Origin of the sequence: Granulicella mallensis MP5ACTX8, from assembly GCF_000178955.2 — a bacterium.
GTDB classification, from domain to species: domain Bacteria; phylum Acidobacteriota; class Terriglobia; order Terriglobales; family Acidobacteriaceae; genus Granulicella; species Granulicella mallensis.
Window position 1 is genome coordinate 163,607 of record NC_016631.1, and the last position, 22,747, is coordinate 186,353.

At 59.6% G+C, this 22,747-nt stretch carries 19 protein-coding genes; 11 read left to right on the plus strand and 8 right to left on the minus strand.

Going from position 1 to position 22,747, the window contains the following annotated elements; translation table 11 throughout:
• The first annotated feature begins 176 nt into the window (after positions 1-176).
• A complete protein-coding gene (locus ACIX8_RS00710; RefSeq protein ID WP_014263385.1) occupies positions 177-1,118 on the plus strand; it encodes a LysR family transcriptional regulator in 942 nt (313 codons plus the stop codon).
• A 230-nt stretch (positions 1,119-1,348) separates the two neighbouring features.
• Here ACIX8_RS00710 and ACIX8_RS00720 read toward each other — a convergent pair whose 3' ends face one another.
• Positions 1,349-2,116: an SDR family NAD(P)-dependent oxidoreductase gene (locus ACIX8_RS00720; RefSeq protein WP_014263386.1), complete on the minus strand. Its 768-nt coding sequence runs from the start codon at positions 2,114-2,116 to the stop codon at positions 1,349-1,351.
• Between the two features lie 199 nt (positions 2,117-2,315).
• Between ACIX8_RS00720 and ACIX8_RS00725 the strand changes: the two genes are divergently transcribed.
• A complete protein-coding gene (locus ACIX8_RS00725) occupies positions 2,316-4,019 on the plus strand; it encodes a trehalase family glycosidase (RefSeq protein WP_223295437.1) in 1,704 nt (567 codons plus the stop codon).
• Positions 4,020-4,156: 137 nt separating this feature from the next.
• Positions 4,157-5,392 carry a glycoside hydrolase family 5 protein gene (locus ACIX8_RS00730; RefSeq protein ID WP_014263388.1) on the plus strand — a complete coding sequence of 412 codons (1,236 nt, stop codon included), beginning with the start codon at positions 4,157-4,159 and terminating at the stop codon, positions 5,390-5,392.
• An 82-nt stretch (positions 5,393-5,474) separates the two neighbouring features.
• Here ACIX8_RS00730 and ACIX8_RS00735 read toward each other — a convergent pair whose 3' ends face one another.
• A complete protein-coding gene (locus tag ACIX8_RS00735) occupies positions 5,475-8,624 on the minus strand; it encodes a TonB-dependent receptor (protein ID WP_190273732.1) in 3,150 nt (1,049 codons plus the stop codon).
• Positions 8,625-9,438: 814 nt separating this feature from the next.
• Here ACIX8_RS00735 and ACIX8_RS00740 point away from each other — a divergent pair.
• The 5 genes from ACIX8_RS00740 to ACIX8_RS00765 all read left to right on the plus strand — a co-directional run bounded on the left by ACIX8_RS00740 (position 9,439) and on the right by ACIX8_RS00765 (position 15,161).
• Positions 9,439-10,512 carry a nucleoside hydrolase gene (locus ACIX8_RS00740; protein ID WP_044175929.1) on the plus strand — a complete coding sequence of 358 codons (1,074 nt, stop codon included), beginning with the start codon at positions 9,439-9,441 and terminating at the stop codon, positions 10,510-10,512.
• A gap of 48 nt (positions 10,513-10,560) precedes the next feature.
• Positions 10,561-11,700, plus strand: a complete 1,140-nt coding sequence (locus ACIX8_RS00745) for a nucleoside hydrolase (RefSeq protein ID WP_014263391.1) — start codon at positions 10,561-10,563, stop codon at positions 11,698-11,700.
• Positions 11,701-11,722: 22 nt separating this feature from the next.
• Positions 11,723-12,310 carry an AAA family ATPase gene (locus ACIX8_RS00750; protein ID WP_150110440.1) on the plus strand — a complete coding sequence of 196 codons (588 nt, stop codon included), beginning with the start codon at positions 11,723-11,725 and terminating at the stop codon, positions 12,308-12,310.
• Positions 12,311-12,709: 399 nt separating this feature from the next.
• Positions 12,710-13,339: a helix-turn-helix domain-containing protein gene (locus ACIX8_RS00760; protein WP_190273733.1), complete on the plus strand. Its 630-nt coding sequence runs from the start codon at positions 12,710-12,712 to the stop codon at positions 13,337-13,339.
• 40 nt (positions 13,340-13,379) lie between these two features.
• A complete protein-coding gene (locus ACIX8_RS00765) occupies positions 13,380-15,161 on the plus strand; it encodes a M28 family peptidase (protein WP_014263394.1) in 1,782 nt (593 codons plus the stop codon).
• Positions 15,162-15,188: 27 nt separating this feature from the next.
• Here ACIX8_RS00765 and ACIX8_RS00770 read toward each other — a convergent pair whose 3' ends face one another.
• Genes ACIX8_RS00770 through ACIX8_RS00795 form a run of 6 tightly spaced genes read right to left on the minus strand, consistent with a single transcriptional unit; the run spans position 15,189 to position 19,417 of the window.
• A complete protein-coding gene (locus ACIX8_RS00770; protein WP_014263395.1) occupies positions 15,189-15,755 on the minus strand; it encodes a type II toxin-antitoxin system VapC family toxin in 567 nt (188 codons plus the stop codon).
• A complete protein-coding gene (locus ACIX8_RS00775; RefSeq protein WP_014263396.1) occupies positions 15,745-16,071 on the minus strand; it encodes a hypothetical protein in 327 nt (108 codons plus the stop codon). Before ACIX8_RS00775 ends, ACIX8_RS00770 begins: the two co-directional genes overlap by 11 nt.
• 57 nt (positions 16,072-16,128) lie before the next feature.
• The gene (locus tag ACIX8_RS00780; RefSeq protein ID WP_014263397.1) at positions 16,129-16,869 is read right to left on the minus strand and encodes an ABC transporter permease; all 741 of its coding nucleotides are present in this window, start codon (positions 16,867-16,869) and stop codon (positions 16,129-16,131) included.
• Positions 16,866-17,633, minus strand: coding sequence for an ABC transporter permease (locus ACIX8_RS00785; RefSeq protein ID WP_014263398.1), 768 nt, complete (start codon positions 17,631-17,633; stop codon positions 16,866-16,868). The genes ACIX8_RS00780 and ACIX8_RS00785 overlap by 4 nt, the downstream gene beginning before the upstream one ends.
• Positions 17,633-18,403 (minus strand): ABC transporter ATP-binding protein, encoded by a 771-nt coding sequence (locus tag ACIX8_RS00790; protein ID WP_014263399.1) that lies wholly within the window; start codon positions 18,401-18,403, stop codon positions 17,633-17,635. Before ACIX8_RS00790 ends, ACIX8_RS00785 begins: the two co-directional genes overlap by 1 nt.
• Before the next feature lie 54 nt (positions 18,404-18,457).
• Positions 18,458-19,417: an ABC transporter substrate-binding protein gene (locus ACIX8_RS00795; protein WP_014263400.1), complete on the minus strand. Its 960-nt coding sequence runs from the start codon at positions 19,415-19,417 to the stop codon at positions 18,458-18,460.
• A gap of 278 nt (positions 19,418-19,695) precedes the next feature.
• On the opposite strand from ACIX8_RS00795, the gene ACIX8_RS00800 reads away from it, so the two are divergent.
• The 3 genes from ACIX8_RS00800 to ACIX8_RS00810 all read left to right on the plus strand — a co-directional run bounded on the left by ACIX8_RS00800 (position 19,696) and on the right by ACIX8_RS00810 (position 22,722).
• Positions 19,696-20,784, plus strand: a complete 1,089-nt coding sequence (locus tag ACIX8_RS00800) for a type III polyketide synthase (RefSeq protein WP_014263401.1) — start codon at positions 19,696-19,698, stop codon at positions 20,782-20,784.
• Positions 20,785-20,860: 76 nt separating this feature from the next.
• Positions 20,861-21,607, plus strand: coding sequence for a methyltransferase domain-containing protein (locus tag ACIX8_RS00805; RefSeq protein ID WP_014263402.1), 747 nt, complete (start codon positions 20,861-20,863; stop codon positions 21,605-21,607).
• A complete protein-coding gene (locus ACIX8_RS00810; RefSeq protein ID WP_014263403.1) occupies positions 21,604-22,722 on the plus strand; it encodes an NAD(P)/FAD-dependent oxidoreductase in 1,119 nt (372 codons plus the stop codon). The genes ACIX8_RS00805 and ACIX8_RS00810 overlap by 4 nt, the downstream gene beginning before the upstream one ends.
• Positions 22,723-22,747 lie beyond the last annotated feature (25 nt).

Here is a 22,747-nt window from a genome sequence, read left to right on the forward strand (position 1 = left end):
CTTGAGGTTGGCATTTTTGGTGCTGATACGCAAACGAACTACCTTAAATGCGTTGATTGTGACCGGCATCCACGATGTGCCGAACACTCTTGATTGAGCTCCCCGGAAGCGTAAGGTAATCAAGAAGGTAATTCTTCTATGATCGGAAATTATCCAGCGATATCCAGGAGTTATCAGTGGAGCTAAGGCATCTTCGCTACTTTGTGGCTGTAGTTCAGCAGAAAGGATTTCGGGAGGCATCCCGCTTCCTGCACGTCTCGCAGCCTGCGATCAGCAAGACACTGACTCAGTTGGAAGAGGAGTTGGGCACCAGACTCTTTGCGCGTTCCGGCAGGACAGTACGATTGACGCCGCAGGGAGAGGTCTTCTATCAGGAGACACTGAAAACGTTGAAGCAGTCTGACCATGCGGCTGAGGCTGCTCAACGCGCCGCTCGCGGAGAGATTGGAACCCTGACACTTGGCTTCTGCAGCGTGGCTACGGCAGGATTCCTCCCCGGCATCGTGAGGCAGTACAAAGAGCTTCTGCCAGGCGTAAGACTCCTCTTTCGAGAGCTGAATCCCCCTCAACAAGAGGCGGCATTCGCGCAGGGCGAGATCGACATAGGTATCACACGGCCACCCTTCGCGAAGAAACTGGCGAGCGAACTCCACGTGAAGACGATCCTCCGTGAACCGCTCCTTGTTGCCGTGCCTTCGAATCATCCCTTCACAGGTAGGAAGATAAAGATCGAGAGTCTTTCAGAAGAGCCGTTTATTCTCTTTCACCGCGACGGCGCGCCCACCGTCTTCGACGCGATCCTTGGCATGTGCCAGAAGCGTGACTTCGCGCCGAAGGTGGAGTATGAGTCCGACATGATGCAGACGACGTTTACCCTGGTTGCCGGAGGTCAGGGAGTTGCGATCGTTCCGATGTGCACCCTGAACCTTCGCCCCGAGGGTGTGCGGTTTTTACGCCTGCAACCCGACGAGTACAAGGCCGATCTTGTGCTGGCATGGCCTAAGAACACGCAGTCAACAGTGCTTCATCCTTTTGTAGATCTGATGGAGCGCGAACGCAAAGAGATCGGGAGCCAGGCGCGCCGCATGCTGGAGGCGGCGTCTCATACGACTGGCTGACGTGCGGGTAGTTTTCTACTTTATGCCTCTCCATCAAATCGTCATCTTGAGCGTAGCGTCCCGGCATTTGGGGACGCGGAGTCGAAGGACCCCGAGGATTGCCATCTCGCCCAAACCTCTTGCACCTTTTCGACCTCGAGCGTTCGAACCCGGAATCTCGTGCTGGAAAAGGTTTCCGACATCCTGGGTGAGATAAAGTCCGTCGGGGGCCTTCGACTCCTCACCTCCCACTAGGCGTTCCAGCCGCCATCTACGGTGAGGTTCTCGCCATTGATGAAAGCTGACTCGGGGTTGGCCAGGAAGGCCACGGCCGAAGCAATCTCCTCGGCCTTGCCGAACCGGCCAACGCTCGTGAGCTTCTTCATCGTCTGCGCCGCCGGACCGTTGTCGTCAGGACTGAGCTCGGTGTCGATCGGTCCCGGCTGGACACCGTTGACGGTCACGCCGGTCGAACCCAACTCGCGCGAAAGGGCACGCGTAAATCCATGAACGGCGAACTTGGTGGCGATATACAGCGTCACGCCTGGAAGGGGCGCTGCTTCGCCGAACGCGGAGCCGATGTTGATGATGCGGCCCCAGCCGGTCTTCGTCATGCGCTTCGCAGCATCCTTGGAGAGCTCGATGAGCGAGCGAACGTTCAGGTTGAAGTGCTTGTCATAGGACTGGTCCGAGGACTCGAGGAACGGTCCGAACTCCACGGTCCCGGCGTTGTTGACGAGAATATCGAGGCGGCCCTCAAACTTGCCCCCGAAGGCCTTGTCGATGGCAGCGATGAGCGTCTTTGGACCCTCCGTGCTTCCAAGATCAGCCTGAACAGCTTCAGCGTGGCCTCCGGCCTTCGCGATCTCTGCCACTACCGCTTCAGCACGAGCGGGGCTTGCGGCATAGTTGACGATCACCGAAGCGCCTTCGGCGGCGAGACGAACTGCAATTGCGGCTCCAATGCCGCGAGATGATCCGGTGACAAGAGCGAGTTTGTTCTCTAAAGACTTCGACATGCGGAATACTCCTTTTGATTAGGTCGCGGATTCGATGATGAGTTCCTTGAATCGCGCTACAGAGATTCGATCAGCAAAGCCCTGTCCTGATTCGTGGCAAGTTCTTATCGCACTGATAACCAAAAAGAATCAGACAGTTTTATGAAGATGAGGAACGACTGGCTGGCTTTGCCGGTAATCTCGCCGAAAGTGATAGCTTGTGATTGCAGAGTTGCTTCACGCCTTCACCATGCGCCTATTCCGACTCCACACCCTCGCCGCTCTTGCCTTTGCGTTCGTTCTTGCCGCACCGCAGCACGAAATCGCTGCTCAGGCTATCTCCGGCACTTCTCCCCAGAATGCACCGCAGAACGCGCAGATTCGCAGCTACATCGCCAATGGCTGGGAGACACTCTCTCGCTCCATGTCCGACTGCAGTTCAGTGGTCGATGCCAAGGTAAAGACGGTGCCTGTGATGTACCTGCCGGCAGACATGCCGATTCCCGCTGCTGTCGCTGCCATGCAGCAGAAGTGCCATGTTGAAGTGCATCATCTTCCGCGAGCCATTCACCATATCGGAGAGGTTCGCCCCGCGGAGCTGCCCGTCGAAGGCCTGCTCTATCTGCCCAATCGCTACGTCGTGCCGGGCGGCCGCTTCAATGAGATGTATGGCTGGGACAGTTACTTCATCCTGCTCGGCCTGCTTCACGATGGCCACAACGATCTCGCGCGCGGCATGGTGGAGAACTTCTTCTTCGAGATCGAAAACTACGGCGCGATCCTCAACGCCAATCGCACCTACTTCTTCACGCGCTCACAGCCGCCGTTTCTTTCGTCGATGATTCGCGAAGTCTATGAACATCCAGCATCTGGCACCGCACCCGATCTCAAGTGGCTGGCTCGCGCCTACAGTTTTGCGCAACGCGATTACGCACTGTGGACTTCGCCACAACATCAGGCCGGGACTACAGGTCTGGCACGTTATCACGATCTCGGCGAAGGCCCCGTGCCCGAGATGTCGGATGACTCCAGCTACTATCCCGATGTGATTCGCTGGCTGCTCGCGCACCCGAAAGATCATCCCGAGTACCTTGTGGACGGTGCGGAAAACCCAACGCCGGCCCAGGCCGCAACCCTGGCTCGTATCAGTTGCGATGTCCACATCTCACATGTCTGCGCGCAGGCTGTTGTCGCAGGGCATCGTCTCTCGGCAGACTTCTATCGTGGCGACCGCGCGATGCGCGAGTCCGGCTTCGATAGCTCTTTCCGCTTCGGCCCGTTCTCCGGCTCGGCCGCCCACATCGCGCCGGTCTGCCTGAACAGCCTGCTCTTTCGCTACGAGCAGGACATGGCCCACTTCGCCACGCTCCTCGGCCGCTCGCGCGAAGCCGCCGAATGGACACGCCGTGCCAACGCGCGCCATCACGCCATCGACCGCTATCTGTGGGACGCCAATGCGGGCCTGTACTTCGACTACGACTACACCACCCGCCAGCGGTCGAGCTATCACTACATCTCCACCTTCTATCCGCTGTGGGCAGGAGCGGCGAGCCCCACGCAGGCTACGGCAGTGCATCTGCACCTTGGTCTCTTTGAGCATCCGGGTGGACTGGCAATGAGCGACTCCGCTTCGGGTGTGCAGTGGGACCTGCCCTTCGGCTGGGCCCCGACGACGTGGCTCGCCGTCTCCGGCCTGGAGCGCAACGGCTTCCACGAAGACGCGCGCCGCATCGCCCAGAGTTTTTCTACAACGGTGCTCGACAACTTTCTGCATGACGGCACCATTCGCGAGAAGTACAACGTGGTGAGCGGCTCGGCCAACGTCAAGGTTGCGGCGGGCTACAAGAGCAACGTCATCGGTTTCGGATGGACGAACGGCGTCTATCTGGAGCTGCAGGATCTGCTGGCTGCGTCGAACCATTAGAGCTCTTGCCTTTCTTGTTGTCATTCCCGCAGGGAATCTGCTTCTTGCTATTGCCACCCCGAAAGGCACGGCTCACTAGACAACCGCTTGTTCATAAAAGCATCATGGACTCCCACCACTTCTGGAGGTCTTACTCTGTGTTGAATCGCCGTCTGTGTACGCTGCTGCTTAGCGCCGTCGCCTTATTTCCCCTTGCCAGCCGAGCTCAGTACGCACACACCCAGGGAGAACAGGTGATTGGCCGCGATGGCAAACCCCTGTTGCTGCGTGGAACCAATCTCGGCAACTGGATGGTTCCCGAAGGCTACATGTGGCAGTTCGGAGGCCACGTCCAATCCTCGCGAGAGATCGAGGCGCTCGTCGCGGAGCTGATCGGCCCGGAGCGCAGCAAGACCTTCTGGCAACAGTGGCGCGACAACTACGTGACACAGAGCGACATTCACCTGATTCACCAGGCGGGCTTCAACTCCATTCGCGTCCCCATGCACTACCGCTTCTTCCAGAGCGACGACGCGGAAGGCTTTCGCCTGCTCGATCGGCTCGTGAAGTGGAGCCGCGCCGAGGGTATCTACCTAGTACTGGACATGCACGCCGCGCCGGGCGGACAGACCGGAACCAACATCGACGACAGCGACGGCTATCCCTGGCTCTTCACGGACCAGTCTTCACAGCAGCAGCTTCTGGACACCTGGCAGCGCATCGCGCGTCACTATCGCAACGAGCCAGTGATCCTTGGCTACGATCTGCTGAACGAACCCATTCCCACCTACCCTAAGCTGCACGGATTGAATCCGCTGCTGGAGCCGCTCTACAAGCGCACGGCTGCCGTTATCCGCAAGGAAGACAAGCACCATATCCTCATCCTCGGCGGCGCGCAGTGGGACAACAACTTCGACGTCTTCGGCCCGCCCTTCGACTCGAATGTCATCTACGAGTGGCACAAGTACAAGGTTCTTGTACCGGATCAAAACCTGGTCCAGCGCTATGTCGACTTCCGTACGAAGAACCACGTTCCTATCTGGCTGGGAGAGTCTGGGGAGAACAAGGACGAGTGGCTTGCCACCTTCCGTACTGTGCTGGAGAAGAACAATATCGGCTGGGCCTTCTGGCCGTACAAGAAGCTGGCAAACCCCACCGCCGTGGAGACCGTTACGCCGCCGGCGGATTGGCCGAACATCGTCGCCTACGCAAAGCTGCCCAACGGCGTTGGCCTCACATCCGAGCGCCTGAAGGATCGGCCTGAGCAGGAGGTGATCGATCGCGCCTTCGCCCAGCTGATTGAGAACATCAAGCTCTCTCATTGCACGACGAACCTCGGGTATGTCCGTGCGCTGCTGCCTGAGACAACGCTGACCTCTGCTGCGAATCAATAAGAAATATCTGCTGATGGATGAGGCAAAGAAAAGGGCCGGAGAGAATTCTCTCCGGCCCTCACTCATGCGATGAGTGAATGGGTTAGAAGGTATACCGCAGGGAAGCCTGAGCGCGTCGTGCGTTCGTGCCGTCCGGGAAGCCGCTGGCGGCTGTCCCCTGACCTGCGCCACTCACTGCCTTAATGGTGCCGGTGTTCGTCGCTGCGTTCCAACTGGAGGTATAGGCCGTCTGGTTCACAGATGTGTAGTGAATGTGATTCAGAGCGTTGATGGCTTCAAAGCTGAGTTGAATGCTCTGAGACTTGGGAAGCGCAAAGCTCTTCGTGAGACGGCCATCGAGCTGGACCGTCTGGCCCAGCGGTAGGTTGGCCGTTGGAACGAAGGGAGCACGAATGCCTCCCGGAGCCTCCGCTCCGATACCGCTCAGGGTTGGGGACGGAACATAGAGACGGGAGTCGCTGCTGGTTACCGTCAGATTGGAATCGACATACTGCGGCGTGGCAAAGGTGAAGATCGGAGCCAGTTGCCAGCCGCTCAGTGCTTCCCTCGTCCACTTCGAACCGTAGTCGGCCTTGGGGTAAGAGATCAGGGCCGTCATGACGAGACGGTGGCGCTGATCCTCAAGCGAGCGGCCTTTCTCAAAGGAGTAACCACTGCGTCCATTGAAGGAGGAGGAGCCGTTGAAGTAGGTGTCTCCCTGGTCGGTGAAGTAGTAGTTGCTGGTTGCCGTCCCCTGTCCCAGGTCCTCGGAGTGCGACCAGGTATAGGCGATGGTGCTCTGGATGTACTTGTTCTCGCGCTGATGGAACTCAGCGACCAGGCCGTCATACCAGAGGCGTCCGCCGTTATCGATCTGGAGGATCTTGCCGAAGTTCGAGTTATAGGTCGTATTGCCATTGGCCGCGTTGAGATAGACCGGCGTGCTGTACGAGCCTGTCTGGTGACCGTTGACGTCGAAGACATTGTAGAAGTCCTGTCCCGTCGGCTGGCCGGCGTTCAGGTCGGAGCGCTGCAGGAACTTGATGCCGCGCGAACCCACGTAGGAGACGCTGAAGCTCATGTCCTTCGTAAGCTCCTGCTCCACGCCCAGGCTCCACTCCTGCACATAAGGAGTAGCCAGGCCAGGGATCGCAAAACCGGTGTTGATCGAGCTGGGGCTGATGAAGGAGTTTACCTGCGAAAGGCTGGTGAAGACTTGTGCGAAGGGCAGCATGGCCGCAAACTGCGCGGGATTGTTGTCGCTCAGCGTGAAGGACTTGCGAACGATTCCGCCAAGCTGTTGCAGGCGCGTGATGGAGGCGCCGGGAAGGCGGTTGTAGAAGATGCCGTAGTTGCCGCGCAGCACGGTCGTGTTGTTGTTCATCGAGTAGGTGAAGCCAACACGCGGGGCAAAGTTCGTCTTCGGCTGGTTGATGGGACCGACTGCGGAATTGACGCTGGCATACGAAGGAGCGGGCGGCTGCGTAAAGGTGGAGTACTCATAGCGCAGACCGAGGTTGAGGAGCAACGTCTTGGTGATCTGGTACTGGTCCTGGGCAAAGAAGTCGTAGTCGCGGATAGTAATGCCGGTGATGGGGTGACCGATCGCCTGCGCAAACGTGGAGTAGTGTTTGCTGGGACCTGTCAGGGGACTCGCTGGATTCGAGTTGACCGGATCGCCAGGCAGCGGGGTCAGGTCATAGGCAAAGGCTGTGAAGGTGTTGTAGGTGAAAGAGCCTGGGCCGCTGAACACAGCGTTTTCAACGCTACGCAGATAGGCGAGGTCGGCTCCGTACTTGAGCTGGTGCTTGCCCGCGCTCTGCGAGAAGGTGTCGGCCAGGATGAAGCGCTTCTCCGTCGGCTGGATATTGGGGAGCTGGTTGATCGAGACACCCAGGTTGCCCTGACCGGCGACGGTCACGCTGGAGAGAATATTGTCCGGCGGAAGCAGGTCGGTGGGCAGGCCCTGAAAGCGGCGCTCTGCGTTGAAGCCAAAGCGGAACTCGTTCACCATCGACGGCGAGACGATGTAGGTGTTGGACAGGCGCGCATTACGCACGTGGGTCCCGATGTTGTAGTTCGAGCCCGAGGCGCCGCTGCCGTCCGTGGGAGCAACCGCAGAGACGCCGTCATGCGTGGCGAAGTAGTTCATCAGGTTAAAGTTCGCGGTGTAGGTGCTCTTCTCGTTCGGACGATAGTCCAGCCGAAGGAAGCCGTCGTTCTGGTGCAGGTTGCGGTTCACGGTGCGGAAGAAGCTGTTGATGTACTTCTGTACGGCCGCGCACTGGATCGCCGCTGCCGTGCACTGGCCGGGAAGCAGCTGGCCGTTGCCATCGAGGATCGACGAGTTGATGATCGAGCTCACGAGCGGAAAGTTGCGGGTGGTTCCCTCATAGGCTCCGAAGAAGAAGAGCTTGTCTTTGATGATGGGCCCGCCAACGTTGGCGCCATACTGGTGGCGATACTCCGGAGCGTTATAGGGCTGGCCGTTCAGCTTGGAGAACGGGTCGATGGCATTCAACGTGCGGTTGCGGAAGAACCAGAAGGCATTGCCGTGAAACTCGTTGGAGCCGCTCTTGGTAAGCGAGTTGACGACGCCGCCGGAGCCGCGACCGAACTCCGCGGAGTAGCCGAAGATCTCGGTGCGGAACTCCTGGATGGCGTCCATGCTGATGTTGGAGAGCGCCGATCCGCCGCCGCCCGCATTCGATACGGACCACTGCTGGGTGATGTCGATACCGTCCTGAAGGAACTCGTTGCCGGAGGGGACGCCGTGGAAGGAGAGTTCGCCGCTGGTGCCGTCCTGCACGACGCCGGGCGTCAGGAGCGCGAACTGATCGACGCGGCGTCCATTGATCGGGAGGTTCGTGATCTGTTCCTGGTTGACCAGGGCTGAGACCTCTGTCTTGGCCAGGTCGAGGATCGGCTGCGTGTTCTCGGAGACGGAGACTGTCTGGGTCGTGCTGGCGCTTCCGAGCTGGACTGGAACGGCGACCTGTTCGCCGACGTGGACGACGATGCCGTCGGTCTTTGCTACGCCGAAACCCGGAACGGTAACAATCACGGAGTAACCGGGATCTGGCGGCAGCGAAGGCGCAAAGAAGAGTCCGGCGTCGGTCGACTTCAACTTACGGTCGATGCCGAGGCTCTTGTTGACGATCTCTACGTCTGCATTGGGAACGACGGCTCCGGAGGGATCATGTACCGTGCCGCTCAACGCGCCCAGGCCGGCCAGCGATTGGGCCGAGGCCATGCTGGCGCTGCCGAGCAAGAACAGGATCAGAAGAGCGAAACACGCCGGAACTCGGCCGAGCAAGCCGATACGCGTGCGAGAGTTGGGGGAATTACATATTCCAGGCAACATGATGTGGACCTCTCAAAAGATGAATCAAGTTCGTGAAAGCCCGGCGTCAGTTAGGGCGCGGGGCGAAAGTTGATGGAATACAACCTCGCCAGGGGAATTAAAGATCTCTTCCGGTGGTCGAGCGGTATGAGTTTGTTGGGTGAAGCATGCAACTGAAAGCTCTGAACGTCTCTGCGGAGCTGTAGTCCTCCGTCGCGAGGGAATTTCCCATCGGACTGAAGAAAATACACTGCTGGAACTACCTGGTTGAGGCAGAAAGACGGTATAGATTGCGAGTCAGGGTCGAGCGAAGCTTTGATAAAGCCTGGGTTGAAACGATTCAAACACGGTTCTGGTGTGCCGTCCAATTGCTTTTTGCGAATGGTTGATTTGTTCTGGAAATCGTAGTTAGGGTCATGAAGTGGATGAAAGGAGTGTTGACTTGTTGTCAATAATATGACATTTTCATTACAAATGGGCCTTTAATTCGCTCTGGAGGCCCCTTCCTGAAACTGAAAATCTCATAGCTTTGTGTCCGTGGCCTGGAAGACGAGTTTCGTCCAGGCAGCGACGCGGCTTTCTGTCCTCGCAGTTGTGCTGCAGCGGCTTGCTAAATCCTGGAGCAGCCACGCATCGCGTAGGCTTATCGATATACATCTACAAACTGAGGTGCGGATTGTTCTGTCTCTCTTTGCGAAATCGGCTCCTTCCAGCGCTCTTTGGAATGGTTTTGATCGCGGCCTGTGCCAGTGGCGCTTCCGCGCAGCGCTATGTGATTGCCGACCAGGACGCCTCCGGCCCCGGAGGGTCGGACATGATGTCGCTGCTGGTCTTTCTGCAATCGCCCGACGTGCATCTGTTGGGCATTACGGTGGTGACCGGCGACTCGTGGCGCGATGAAGAGGTGGCCCATGCCCTGCGGTTGGTGGAGTCGGTAGGCCGCACCGACGTCAAGGTCTATCCCGGTGCGCCGTTTCCGTTGGTGCGCACGCTCGAGTGGACGCGTCTCGCAAACAAGATGTATGGAGCGGCCACCTTCGAGGGCGCGTTCTCTGACAAACGCATGGAGAAGCCCTGGGATGCGATTCCGCCTATGCGAGAGGGGCTCCCGTCGACAAAACCTGCGGATGAAGATGCGGCGCACTTCATGGTGCGGATGGTCCACAAGTATCCGCACAAGGTAACGATCTATGCAGCGGGACCGCTGACCAATGTGGCACTGGCGATTCGCCTCGACCCGCACTTTGCGGAGCTGGCGCAGGAGCTTGTGGTGATGGGTGGCAGCATTAACCCGAACACGCAGGCGGCGGAGTGGGTCAACAGTCCGCGCCATGAGTTCAACTTCTGGTTCGATCCTGAAGCCGCCAGCATTGCGCTGGAAGCGCCGTGGGCGAAGATCACGACGACGACCATCGATGTCTCGCTCAAGACGCGTCCTGAGCCTGAGGTTCTCGATGGAGTTGCGAAGGCGCATAGCCCTGCGGCGGAGTATGTCACGAAATATTTTCAGCGGCCCGTCTTCATCAACTATCTGTGGGACGAGCTTGCTGCCGCGGCGTGGATCGATCCGACACTGATCAAAGAAGAGCGCTATGTCTATATGGACGTCGATACGGTGCGAGGCCCGACCTATGGAGACACGTTGACCTGGAATGAGCAGACCAAGCCTGCGCTGCCGCTGCATAAGGTCCACGCACAGATGGATGTCGATCTGGCGCGTCTGCAGAAGTTTCTCGTTGACGTGCTCTCGCAGCCGACGCCGAAGGTTGTGCCTTCGACGGATGAGTTAACGAAGTAAATGTGGTTTGAGAAAACCAGACGTGCGTCGTTGCAGGAGAAGAACACCATGAAGTTCCAAGGTCGGAGCGCATTGCTGGCCCTCGCGCTGTTCGTCACGCCGGTCCGTGCTTTTAGCGCAACGCCGCCCGAGATCAGGAAGGTCATCTATGACCAGGACACGGACGGCATCATCGGCGGCAACGAAGATCCTCTGGTCATGCTCCTGCAGTCGCCGAATATTCAGGTGCTGGGAGTTACGGTAGTTACCGGCAACGGCTGGCTCAAGCAGGAGACGGCCGATGTGCTGAAGCTGCTCGAAGATATCCATCGCACGGATATTCCGGTCTATCAAGGGTCGGAGTTTCCCCTTGTGCAATCGCGCTATACACCGGTCCGTCTGATCAAGCTCTATGGCGGAACGCGCACCGATCCCTTCCTTGGCGCGTATGGCGAGTTCAGTCCGGGGCCGGAGGTCGTCGAGCCGCCGCCCGGTGGTCTGGCGAAGACGAAGCCCGCAGCCGGTCATGCAGCGGAGTTCATCATCCAGCAGGTGCATAAGTATCCGCACGAGGTGACGCTCTACTGTGGCGGCCCACTGACGAACGTGGCCTTGGCGATCAGCCTCGACCCCGGCATCGTCGCGCTGACGAAGGAGATCGTGTTCATGGGCACGAGCCCTTCGATGCAGCCGAAGACGGTCAACGTGGTCTACGATCCTGAGTCCGCGCAGATTGCGCTGCACGCGCCATGGCCCAAGCTTACGATTGTCACCGTCGATGTCGCGGAGAAGTTGCATCGTACGCCGGAGATGGCTGAAGCTATCGCGCATGGCCAGAACACGGCCGAGGCGCAGCTCTATGAAGAGCTTGTGTTGAAACCCTATCGCGAGCACAAGCCGCAGCAATGGTTTCGCATGCCGGATGAGCTGATGGCGGCGTACCTGATCGATCCGAGTTTGATCACAGAGACGCGCCGGTACTATATCGACATCGATACGATGCAGGGCATGAGCTATGGCTCGTCGATCTACTGGGATGAGACGCCGCGCGGCTACGCCGGCATCCCGTGGCCGGACACGCCGGAGCCGAAGCGTCAAAAGCCTGTCCCGCCGGTCGATGCACGCGTCGCCGATGTCGTGTGGGACTTCGATACCGCCCGCTTTACCGCGCTCTTTCTCAAGCTGATGACCGCGCCGATGAATCACTAACCAGAAGGAATGGATGACCCGCATGTCCGAACAGAAGCCGCAGAACTACCAGAGCAAAGACGTATGGAGCCGCACCACCAGCATCCACGGATATCCCATCGACGAGCTGCGATCGGTGTTGCAGAAGAGCATTCGCCGTGGACGCGTGGAAGAGGCCGCGCTGGCTGCGTATGAGTTCTTCGCCTCCGGGTCGGAGACCGAAGAGGTGCTCTGGCGCAGGCTGGAGATCATCGCGACGGAAGATGTCGGCCTGGGTATGCCTACGGCTCCATCGATCATCAACGCGCTGTACCTGCAGGCCGGCCGCATGGCCGACTCCGGCGATCGCTGGATCTACTGTGCCCATGCGGTTCGCCTTCTCGCGACCGCGCCGAAGGACAATCTGTCGATGGAGCTCTCCGGCTGGACGAAAGAAGTCGTCGAACGCGGCGAGCGGAAGGTGGAGGTCGAGGATTTCATGGTCGATCTGCACACCCGTCGCGGTACAGAGATGGGCCGCACCGTCGCTCATTGGTGGAACGAAGGCGCAAAGCTTGAGAACCGCATCGAAGGTTACGACCCCAAGTGGGGCGACTATCTGCGCAAGCTCGCAGGAGCGAAGGTGGAGTAGTAACGGTCCTGAACGAATGGTCACGATCGGGTGCCCCATCCTCGACGCGCGGTTCTATCGCGCGACAGGGTGGGGTATCGTTTGCGGTAGCAAACGACCGCTCTCTTTCATTTGGTCACAGCCGCTATTAAAGCTGAAAACGGTCGATCTTGCGGACGATATCCTGACGCAGAGCGCGATGCCAATGTTTATAGCGCGCTTGGAGTCCATATCCCACCCTGCAGCGAGCCAAGAACTGCGCGGCGGGGTAGAGCATCTGCTTAAACGTTATTGGTCAATCCAGGAGCGGCCCCGCACGAAGACCGGTAAAATCCAGACAAGAACTGCATCTTCCACCTGCTGCCTATGAGCCATCTGAGTCCAGTCATCTATGGTCGTCAATTCCGGAGCGGTTTCACTGTGTTGCCACGGCACCGGCATGGTGACAGCTATCTCGCCCTGGTCTTGTCGGGCGGTTACGAGGAAGCTGGCGATGGGGGACGTCATCGTGTCCGTCCCGGCCAGGTGGTGATGCACGGGGCGTTTGAGGCTCACTTGAACCGCTACGATGCCAAGGGTTCCGAAGTACTGGATCTGGCATTGCCCTCCTGGATGGAACTCTCCACCGCCTTGATGCAGGCTCCTGATCCCGATACGGCTGTCCGTTTGGCGGAGCGTGATCCGAACGAAGCGCTTGCATTTTTGCTCGCGACCATGAAGCCGCAGTCTCCGCAGTTCATCGATTGGCCGGACGAGCTGGCACATGCCATGGTGCGCGATCCCCATCTGCGGCTGCAGGATTGGGCCCGGGAACGGCAGCTCGCCGATGCAACCATCTCGCGCGGATTCCGTCAGGTCTTTGGCATCGCTCCTTCCGCCTACCGCGCGCAACTAAAAGGCAGGCTCGCCTGGCGGCAGGCAGCTGGAGGTCGCGAGACCCTGTCTTCCATCGCAGCCTGTGCAGGATTCTGCGACCAGGCGCATATGACCCATACCGTTCGTGCCGTCACAGGCCGGACTCCAGGTGCCTGGCGCAGGCACGTCAAATAGATACAAGACAGGTTTCGCCAGATTCGTGCATGCTGGCTGCATGTCCAGAAACATTGCCACGATCGCGCTCCTGCCCCTGCTGCTTTCGTTTTCCTGCCTGCCTGCGCAGGTGACGAAGAGCAAAAAAGTACAGGCCCCCACAGCATCCCAGCCGCATGGATATGACTACGAACATCCAGAGGCTCAGCCCGCGGTGGAAGCTCTGGATCTCGACATGTATGCCCGCATTCGCAAAGAGGGCCTCGATCACTCTCACATCATGGAGTACGCCAGCGGACTGTTTGACGGCATCGGCCCGCGTCTGACCGGTTCGCCCAATATGGCAAAGGCGAATGCGTGGACGCGTGACCAGCTTGCAGCGATGGGCTGCACGAATGCGCACCTGGAGAGTTGGGGCGACTTCGGGCTGGGCTGGCGTCAGATCAGCACCTCCGTCGACATGGCCACGCCAGACACGGCTGTCTTCATCGCGCAGGCCACACCCTGGTCGCCGGCAACTCACGGCGCCGTTACGGCGGACGTGATCGCCATGCCTTTCCCCAAAGACGAAAAGGCCTTCGATGAGTGGAAGGGGAAGCTGGCCGGGAAGGTCGTTCTGTTGGGAAAAGCGCCCACGATCCATCCGGACCCTGAGCCGATGCTGCAGCATTACGACGAGAAGAAACTTGAACAGATCTACGACTACCCGCTCGACGGCGACATGCAGGAGCAGCATGTGTACACGGACGATCCTCAATTCTGGGCGCAGGTCTTCAAGCAGGTAAATGCCAAAGAGAAGATCTCACGATTTCTCGCGGACGAACATGCCGTGGCTATCTTGCTCTCGAGTTACGGCGGCGATGGCGGCATCATCAAGGACGACAATAACGAAGCGATGGGCCAGCGTGTGTTCATGCCGGATCACAAGCAGCCGATTCCTTCCGTCGTCCTGGCCAACGAGGCCTTTGGCCGTCTCTCGCGGCTGCTTGAAAATCATGTGCCTGTACAGGTGGCGGTCAACGTCAACACCCAGTTCACCGGAGACCACCAGCAGGGCTACGACACCATCGCTGAGATCCCTGGCACTGATCCGTCGTTGAAAGACGAGGTTGTCATGGTCGGCGGCCATCTCGATAGCTGGATCGCCGGCACAGGGGCTACCGATAACGGCGCGGGTACGATCATCGCCATGGAGGTGATGCGTATCCTGACGGCGCTGCATGTACAACCGAGACGGACGATCCGGATCGGCTTGTGGAGCGGCGAAGAGCAGGGGTATATGGGATCGCTTGGCTATGTGGCGAACCACTTCGGTACGGTGGGGCTATCGACCAGTCCGGAGCAACTGGAGGTGCCGGAGTTCCTGCGCCAACAGGTAGGCCCGCTCAAGCTCAAGCCGGAGCAGGGGCTTATCTCCGGCTACTTCAATCTGGACAACGGCGGCGGGAAACTGCTCGGCATCTTCGCGCAGGAGAACGCAGCCATTGTGCCGATCTTTCAGCAATGGATGGCGCCTCTCAAAGATCTGGGGGTGACCACGATCAGCATGCGCAGGACCTCCGGCACCGATCATGATGTCTTCGATGAAGTGGGTGTTCCAGGCTTTCAATTTATCCAGGACCCTCGCGACTATGAGACGCGCAGCGTTCACACCAATCAGGATGTCTATGAGCGTCTATCACCTTCCGATCTCAAGCAGGCGGCAGTAGTCGAAGCGATCTTCGTCTACAACACCGCCATGCGAGACCAGATGCTACCCCGCAAGCCGCTGCCCCATCCGGAGAACTTTGATCGCGAGCGCCAGCCTTTGAAGGATGTAATGCCCGGCGCGGTAACAAAGTGATAGGGCGCAAGGCAACTACTGTGGAACTTAGATGTCGTAGAAGAGGACTTTGCCGTAGGGAGCCAACTGCATGAGCAAGTCGAAGTCGGACAGGTTTCGTGTCAGAACGGTGAGACCGGCCTTCTCCGCTGATAGAAAGATCAACGCATCGTTGAGGGCCTGCCGCTGCTCGGCTTTGCCATATTGCTGCACTCTCGCCAGAAGCCCGGCAAGGATTCCAGCGTCCCGCCACACTTCGCGATCCGGATTCACGATGCGGTGATTCGGCCTCCGTTCGATCGAAGCAAGCACCTGGTTGATGGTGTGCGGTGTGTCGGGATGATTGGGGTTGAGAAGGCCTGCAAGTGCCGATAGCTCGCACTCTGTGACCGTGGAGTGCCATAAACTCGCGGCATCGATCATCCGCGCAACGTCAGGAGGCAGCTTGCCTTGTAACTCGTCGATGTAAACCGTTGTATCGAGAAGAAGCTTTGGAACGGATTGTGCTTTAACGAAGACCGGCAGTTCTGACCGCTGGCGGTAACGAAGCGCCGTCCGGTGACCGGACAGCTTCAGGCACCGTAGAGTGCGTCGTAGGCCAGAATCAGAACTCAAGATCGACGTCCGGATTGATCGTTCCACATTGTGAATGAAGCCACTGCCAGTAGTCGTCGGCTACGGCGAGGTTCGCCAGAGCAGCCTCGAGCAGCTTCGAGTCGGATGTGATTCCGGACTTTCGCTTCGCTTGTTCGACCAGACTGGCTGGCATCCGTCCGCGCAGAACGTGGGTTCTGGTTCCTGAAAGGAGGCCATGCTCTTTAGCGACGGCCAGTACCTCGTTAAGACGGCCAGTCGAAGGGGCAGTCCGCACTGTGGACCTCGTCAGCTTGACCGTGCTGCGGGATGTCGGGTTTGCTGCGGCTCTTGCCATGATTCACCTTCCAGCTCAATGTAGCACAGTAGACTATTGTTCGTGCTACAAAATACTTCAAGCGAAACGCAGCCGAACCCTCTTCTCCAACCCACTGCTGACCTCATACAGCGCCGTTGACAACGCCATCGCAATCACGCTGGCTCCGAGCGCGCGGTGCAGGTTGAACTGCTGCATCGTGACGGCGAACATGTCTCCCAGCCCGCCGGTCTGCATCAGGAACTCGGCTACTACCGTCACCAGGATGCTGTAGGCGGTGCCCACGCGAAGTGCGACTGCGAGTTCGGGTATGGCAGCGGGAAGGGCCAGCAGCACGAGCCGCTTCCATCGCGAAGCATGCAGGGCGTGGAAGAGTTCCGGCGAACGCGGCGGCAGACGGCGCAGGCCCGAGCCGGCATAGACGAAGCTAGGAAAGAACGTCATGATCGCTACTGTCAGAAGCTCGGTCCGGCTCTGGTAGCCGAAGAGCCGGGCAAGGATCGGGATCAGGCAGACGATCGGCGTCGCCGTCAGCAGCAGTGCTGAAGATTGCAGCAGGCCGGACAGAAGTTTGGAGGTCCAGCAGATGATCGCCAGCCCTAGCCCTGCCAGCATTCCCAGCAGCAAGCCGCTCAGCGCAAAACCTGTGGTCCACAGTGCAGGAAGGATATAGACCGAGGCGTGCAGCGTGAGGTCCTGAAGGACGGACAGCGGGGAGACGACCACAATGCTGTTGTAGTTCGAGGTCATCACTCCAATCTGCCACAGCAGCAGGAGCAGAATCACGGCCCACGACTTTTTCAGGAAGCGGAGAATCATGACATCCTCCGTTCGACAATACGTTCCACCCATCCGATCAGAGCATAGCCGGTCAGCGAGATGCCGGCCACGACCAGCACAGCGGCCCACATCAGTGGAATCTGAAAGTTCTGCATCGTGTTCAGAATCACGATGCCCAGACCGGTAGGTGCGCCGAACCACTCGCCCACGACCGCGCCGATCATGGCGGTGGTCACGGCGAGCTTCATGCCGTTCAGCAGCGCAGGCAGCGCGGAGATGGCGTCAAGATAGCGGAAGCGAGTGCCACAGCTTGCACCGCTGGCTTGGAAGAACTGTCCCAGCCGCCGGTCGGCGGAGCGCAGCCCCGAGGTTGCGGCCACATAGATCAGAAAGAAAACAGGAATCGCCGCGAGCAGTGCGGGTGTCGCTTCTCTGCCTGCGGTGATGACCAGCACCGGCCCCAGCGCGATAGCAGGCAACGCATTGACTACAACGGCCAGCCGGTCGAGCCCCGGTTCAAGAGCAGGCAATAGTTGCGCCGTAAAAGCCGTAAGGCAGCCGAGCGTCGCACCCAGCAGCAAGCCGATGCCTGCGGAGGAGACCGTAGCCGCGGCAGCACGCAGCAGCAATGCGCGTCGCCAGCCTATGGTGTATACGCGAAAAACGTCGGTGAGCGCGGGCAGCGTCTTGCCTCCGATGCCTGTCTTGCCCGCGATCTGCCAGGCGGCGAGCAGCAGCAGAAATCCGCACACCTGGTAGAGCGCGCGTTGTATGCCTCCGTCTTGTTGCTCGGCTCTTTGCATTACGGTTCCTTATATTCCGGTTCCAGACTCAAGGTAAGGTCATCGACGAGTTGGTGAAACAGCTCCTGCCGCATGGTCTCCACGGTGCGCGGACGCGGAAAGGGAACCTGCACCTCACGCACGATCCGGCCGGGGCGTCCGCTCATCACCAGCACGCGGTCCGCGAGAAAGAGTGCCTCCTCTACCGTGTGGGTTACGAGGATTGTGGTGATCTGCTTCTCCTGCCAGATGCGCTGCAGCTCAAGGTTCATGGAGCGCCGCGTTACGGCATCGAGAGCGCCGAACGGTTCGTCGAGCAACAGCAGCTTGGGGGCCAGGCACAAGGCACGGGCGATCGACACGCGCTGCCGCATGCCGCCGGAGAGCTGGCTTGGCCGAGCGGACTCGAAGCCTTTGAGCCCGACGAGTTCGATGAGGCCTGCAATGTGTTCGCGGTCCGGCTTGCGTCCTGCGATCTGGAAGGGTAGCTCCAGATTTCCTTCGACGCTTCGCCAGGGCAGAAGCGCATGTTCCTGAAATGCGATGCCGAGCTGCTGTTTGGTCTGCAACTGTCGAGGCGGAAGGCCGTCCACGGTAACTGTTCCGGTGGAGGGCTCATCCAGGCCTGCGACAAGATTCAGAATCGTGCTCTTCCCGCAGCCAGAGGGGCCGAGGAGCGCGATGAACTCGCCCTCGCGGATGGTCAGGTCCATCGCGCCGAGAGCCAGCACGCTGCGCTCCCGGTTGATGCGGAACTCTTTGCTTACGCCCTTCAGTTCAATCGTCGCCAAGTCTTATCCGATCGCGCGGTCTGGAGAGGAAGGGCTCCAGCCACGACATCCAAATCACTTCAAACTGCGGTACGCCTCTTCGAGCAGGCTCAGGTCGATGAATCGCTCCGCGGGCGGCAGGTTGGTTCTGCCGGTTGCGGCAGCCGCGGCATACATCGTCTGGATGCTCTGCTTTTGAAACCAGAAGGGAATGGTGGCACCGGGCTCTACCTGGAGTGACATCTGCAGCCGGTTGAGCGTGGTCTGCTGATGCAGGTCCAGTCCCAGGTCGCCTCCATACTTTTCGACAGCCAACCTGGCGGCAATCGCTGGATCGCGAAGACTGTCTGCACGGGCCCGCAACATGCCTTTTAGAAATCCTACGACCTGCTGTCGCTTTGTGGTCAACGTCGTGCGGTCTACAAAGAGCAGGGAAGAGGGGACCTTGTAGCCGAGGTCGTAGATCTTCGTCACGAAGAAGTCCTTGCCCTGGCGCAGCCCCATGTTTTCGAGCATCGTCGGTTGATTGGTTACGTAGCAGAAGTAGGCATCGCCTTCTCCGTTGAGCAGGGCCTCCGGGGAGAAACCGACGGGGATCAGCTTGTAGTCCATGGGTAGGTGATTGAGGCGGAAGGTCGCTTCCAGCTCATTGCGCTCGCTGGGGCCTTGTACGAGAAACCGTCCGCCGACAAGATCGGCGGGTTTCAGCATCGGCCTCTTCGGCAGGGTGATGAGGCCGGTCGGCATGATGGGAAACTGCGCGGCCACGACGACGAAGTCATTTCCCTGCGCTACGACATCGAGGATCGGGAGCAGCTCTCCATCGCCGATCGAAGCCTGTTGCGCGGCGACCTCGACGACCGGCTGCGGCGCATTGGGGCCACCGGGAAGGTAGGACATCCGAACCCCTTCCTGCCGAAAGTAGCCCTTGTCCATGGCCACCCAGAGATTTCCGTATTCCACGTCAGGGAGCCAGCCGAGGGCCCACACGAGCCCATCGGGGCGTGACCTGCGGCAGCCTGAGAGGCCGGCCATACCGGCCAATCCTCCCAACTGTAGAAAACGCCTTCGATCCCATGGAAAGGGACCTCCTGGCCTTTGTGCCCTGGCTCGCATGGTTTTGAGCATAGCGTGACAAGGCCCATCCGGTGAACGGAGGGGCCTCTGGCTGCTGCGATCCCTCGTGCTGGAGGTGCAGGAAGTGGGGATTACATTCGTCCGACAAAACAATGACAAACTCAAGACTCCATGGTTGCAACAGTCGTATCGCCCTTAGTGCATCCTATGTAGGCACTAAGGTAACCGGAGGCTTCGTGACCCAGGCATACATCAACCGCATCGCCACTGCAGTACCCGACGACGATGTACATGACGCGTTCGTCGCGTTTGCAGACCAGATGCTCGAAGATCCACGGGTGCAGCCGGTGTTTCGGCGCATGGCGTCGCGATCGGGCATCGAGCACCGGTACTCCGTGCTCACGCCGGGGTACAGCATCGGACCTGAGGGGCCGAGCACCGAGTTCACCGTGAACGCGCACGAGTTCTATACGCGCGGTAGCTTTCCCGATACGGCGCAGCGGATGAAGATCTTTGAGCGCTTTGCGCCGCGACTGGCACAGCGTACGCTCGACAAGCTCGCGCTCAGCGACGAGGAGCGCAACGGGGTGACGCACGTCATCGTGACCTCCTGTACCGGGCTGTATGCGCCGGGGCTCGACTTCGACATCGTCGATCACCTCGGGCTCGACACGACGGTAGAGCGCACCATGATTGGCTTCATGGGTTGCTATGCGGCGATCAACGGGCTCAAGCAGGCGCGCCATATCGTGCGGTCTGAACCGGAATCCAAAGTGTTGATGCTGAACCTCGAGCTCTGCACCCTCCATCTGCAGGAGACGCAGGAGCTGGAACAGGTTCTCTCGTTCCTGGTCTTTGGCGATGGCTGTTCGGCGGCGCTCATCACATCCGAGCCGACGGGGTTTGCCATGGACAGCTTCCGCTCAGTACTGATCCCCGAAACCCGCGACCTGATTACCTGGCGCATTCGTGGCGTGGGGTTCGACATGCTGCTCTCAGGCAAGGTGCCGGGAGAGATCGGCAAGGCGCTGCTCACGACCGGCGGCGAGGTGCTCGCGCAGCACAGCAAGGACGATATCGATCTGTGGGGCGTGCATCCCGGCGGCAAATCGGTGCTCGATGCCGTACAGCGCGGGCTTGGTTTGAAGGAATGCGCTCTGAATGCCTCGCGTGAGGTGCTGGAGCGCTTCGGGAATATGTCGTCGGCGACGGTGATGTTTGTGCTCGAACGGTTGATGCAGAGCGCAGAGCCTGGACAAAAGGGCTGCGCCATGTCGTTCGGTCCCGGACTCACAGCGGAGACGATGTTGTTCCATGCGGTCTAATGAAGAGGCTGTTGTTTTGAAGGGGCGGAGCGCCAACTCCGTTGTGAAGCCGTACCCTTCAAAATCGAGACCCTCTATGACATCAGTTTCATTGCCGATCGATTTTACACATCGCACTGCACCGGAGGACCTTCCGGAGTTGATGGATGAGCCGTGTTCGTACGAGGATTTTCGCGCCTGTCTCTCCGATCTTGCACAGGTGAACCGGCTCACGCTGGCGCATCGGCCGACGCTGCAGTTCCTGGAGCGGCTGATCGAAGCCAAGCCCCTGTCACGGCCGCTGCGCATCGTTGATGTGGGGTGCGGCGGCGGCGATATGCTGCGCCATATCGCGGTATGGGCGAAGCGTCGTGGGGTGGCGGTTACTCTGACAGGCATCGACCTCAATCCCTATGCAGCGCAGGCGGCGCGAGAGTTCTCCGGTAAAGATCGCAGCAGTCAGTGGGACATTGAATGGGTTACAGGCGATGCCTTCTCTTACGCCCCACCCGATGGAGTTGATGTAGTGCTGAGTTCGCTCTTCACGCATCATCTGCCGGAGCCGGAGATCGTGCGTTTTCTGGCGTGGATGGAATCGACTGCGCGGCTCGGGTGGTTCGTCAACGATCTCTGCCGCGAGCGCACGCCGCATCGACTCTTCCAACTGCTTGCAGGCGTGATGCGGTGGCATTATTTCGTGCAGTACGACGGCCCGGTCTCGATTCGCCGCAGCTTTCGCGAAGAGGATTGGCAGCGCATGATCGCCGCGTCTGGAATCGATCTTGACGTTGCGCAAATAGCGCGCAGTTTTCCTGCCCGGCTCTGTGTAGGCAGGTTGAAGTGAAGTCCCCGGATATTGTGATCGTGGGAGGCGGAGTCGCAGGCTCCGCTGCCGCGATTACGCTCGCCCAGGCCGGTCGCAGCGTCGTTCTCATCGAGAAAGAGTCGCGGCCGCAGCATAAGGTTTGCGGTGAGTTTCTCAGCCGGGAGGCGCTCGTGTATCTGCGCTCGCTCGGGTTTGAGGTGTCGGCGTTTGGAGCGTTGCCGATCAGCGCGGTGCGGCTGGCGGGACGGTTGGGTGTGAGTGAAGCTCCGCTACCGTTCACGGCGATGTCGCTGACGCGGCGGCGGCTCGATGAAGAGCTGCTGCAATTTGCTGAAACCAGCGGTGTGACGGTTTTGCGTGGGCGACGTGTGTTGTCGCTCGATCGCGACAACGCAGGCTGGCGTGTGTTGCTCGACGATGAGACCACCCTTGCGGCAGAGGCGGCGTTTCTCGCGACCGGAAAGCACGATCTGCGCGAGAGGCCGAGACCTGCAGGCAAGCAGGGCGATCTGATCGCCTTCAAGATGTACTGGCGGCTCGCTCCGGCGCAGGCGGCGTTGTTGGAAGGCCATGTGGAGTTGAATCTCTATCGCAGCGGCTATGCGGGCCTGCAGCCGGTCGAAGAGGGCGCGGCAAACCTGTGCTGCCTGATCAGGCGCGAGGAGTATCTGCGCATAGGGGCGCGGTGGGAGAAGTTGCTCATCGCGATGCAGGAAGACTGCCCGCATCTGCGGCAGCGGCTGCAGGGCGCGGAGCCCCTGTTGGCAAAGCCGGTAGCCGTTGCCGCGATTCCTTATGGCTTCGTGCGGGAGCATTCCGATGGCGTGTGGGCGCTGGGCGACCAGGCAGCGGTGATTCCTTCGTTCACCGGCGACGGCATGTCGATCGCGCTGCACAGTGGACAGCTTGCCGCTGCGATGTATCTGCGGGGTGAGACGGCCGAGAGCTTTCAACCGCGGCTGCAGGGTGAGCTGTCGCGGCAGGTATCGCTGGCAACGGCGCTATCGCAGGCGATGGTGAGCCAGCGTCGGCGGATGTTGGTAGAGGCCGCCGTGCGGCTGTGGCCGGGAGTTCTGCGGCAGGTAGCCGTGCGGACGAGGATTCGTCCTGGGGTAATGCTGAACTGTTCTTAAAAGGTGCTGAGGGCATCGCACTTCT

Bases quoted from the DNA above. Each gene is read 5' to 3' on its own strand.
- ACIX8_RS00740 (WP_044175929.1), top strand. From the start codon at position 9,439: ATGGTTTTGATCGCGGCCTGTGCCAGTGGCGCTTCCGCGCAGCGCTAT.
- ACIX8_RS00765 (WP_014263394.1), top strand. From the start codon at position 13,380: ATGTCCAGAAACATTGCCACGATCGCGCTCCTGCCCCTGCTGCTTTCG.
- ACIX8_RS00735 (WP_190273732.1), bottom strand. From the start codon at position 8,624: ATGGCCTCGGCCCAATCGCTGGCCGGCCTGGGCGCGTTGAGCGGCACG.
- ACIX8_RS00720 (WP_014263386.1), bottom strand. From the start codon at position 2,116: ATGTCGAAGTCTTTAGAGAACAAACTCGCTCTTGTCACCGGATCATCT.
- ACIX8_RS00780 (WP_014263397.1), bottom strand. From the start codon at position 16,869: ATGATTCTCCGCTTCCTGAAAAAGTCGTGGGCCGTGATTCTGCTCCTG.
- ACIX8_RS00750 (WP_150110440.1), top strand. From the start codon at position 11,723: ATGTCCGAACAGAAGCCGCAGAACTACCAGAGCAAAGACGTATGGAGC.
- ACIX8_RS00745 (WP_014263391.1), top strand. From the start codon at position 10,561: ATGAAGTTCCAAGGTCGGAGCGCATTGCTGGCCCTCGCGCTGTTCGTC.
- ACIX8_RS00795 (WP_014263400.1), bottom strand. From the start codon at position 19,417: ATGGCCGGCCTCTCAGGCTGCCGCAGGTCACGCCCCGATGGGCTCGTG.
- ACIX8_RS00775 (WP_014263396.1), bottom strand. From the start codon at position 16,071: ATGGCAAGAGCCGCAGCAAACCCGACATCCCGCAGCACGGTCAAGCTG.
- ACIX8_RS00785 (WP_014263398.1), bottom strand. From the start codon at position 17,633: ATGCAAAGAGCCGAGCAACAAGACGGAGGCATACAACGCGCGCTCTAC.
- ACIX8_RS00805 (WP_014263402.1), top strand. From the start codon at position 20,861: ATGACATCAGTTTCATTGCCGATCGATTTTACACATCGCACTGCACCG.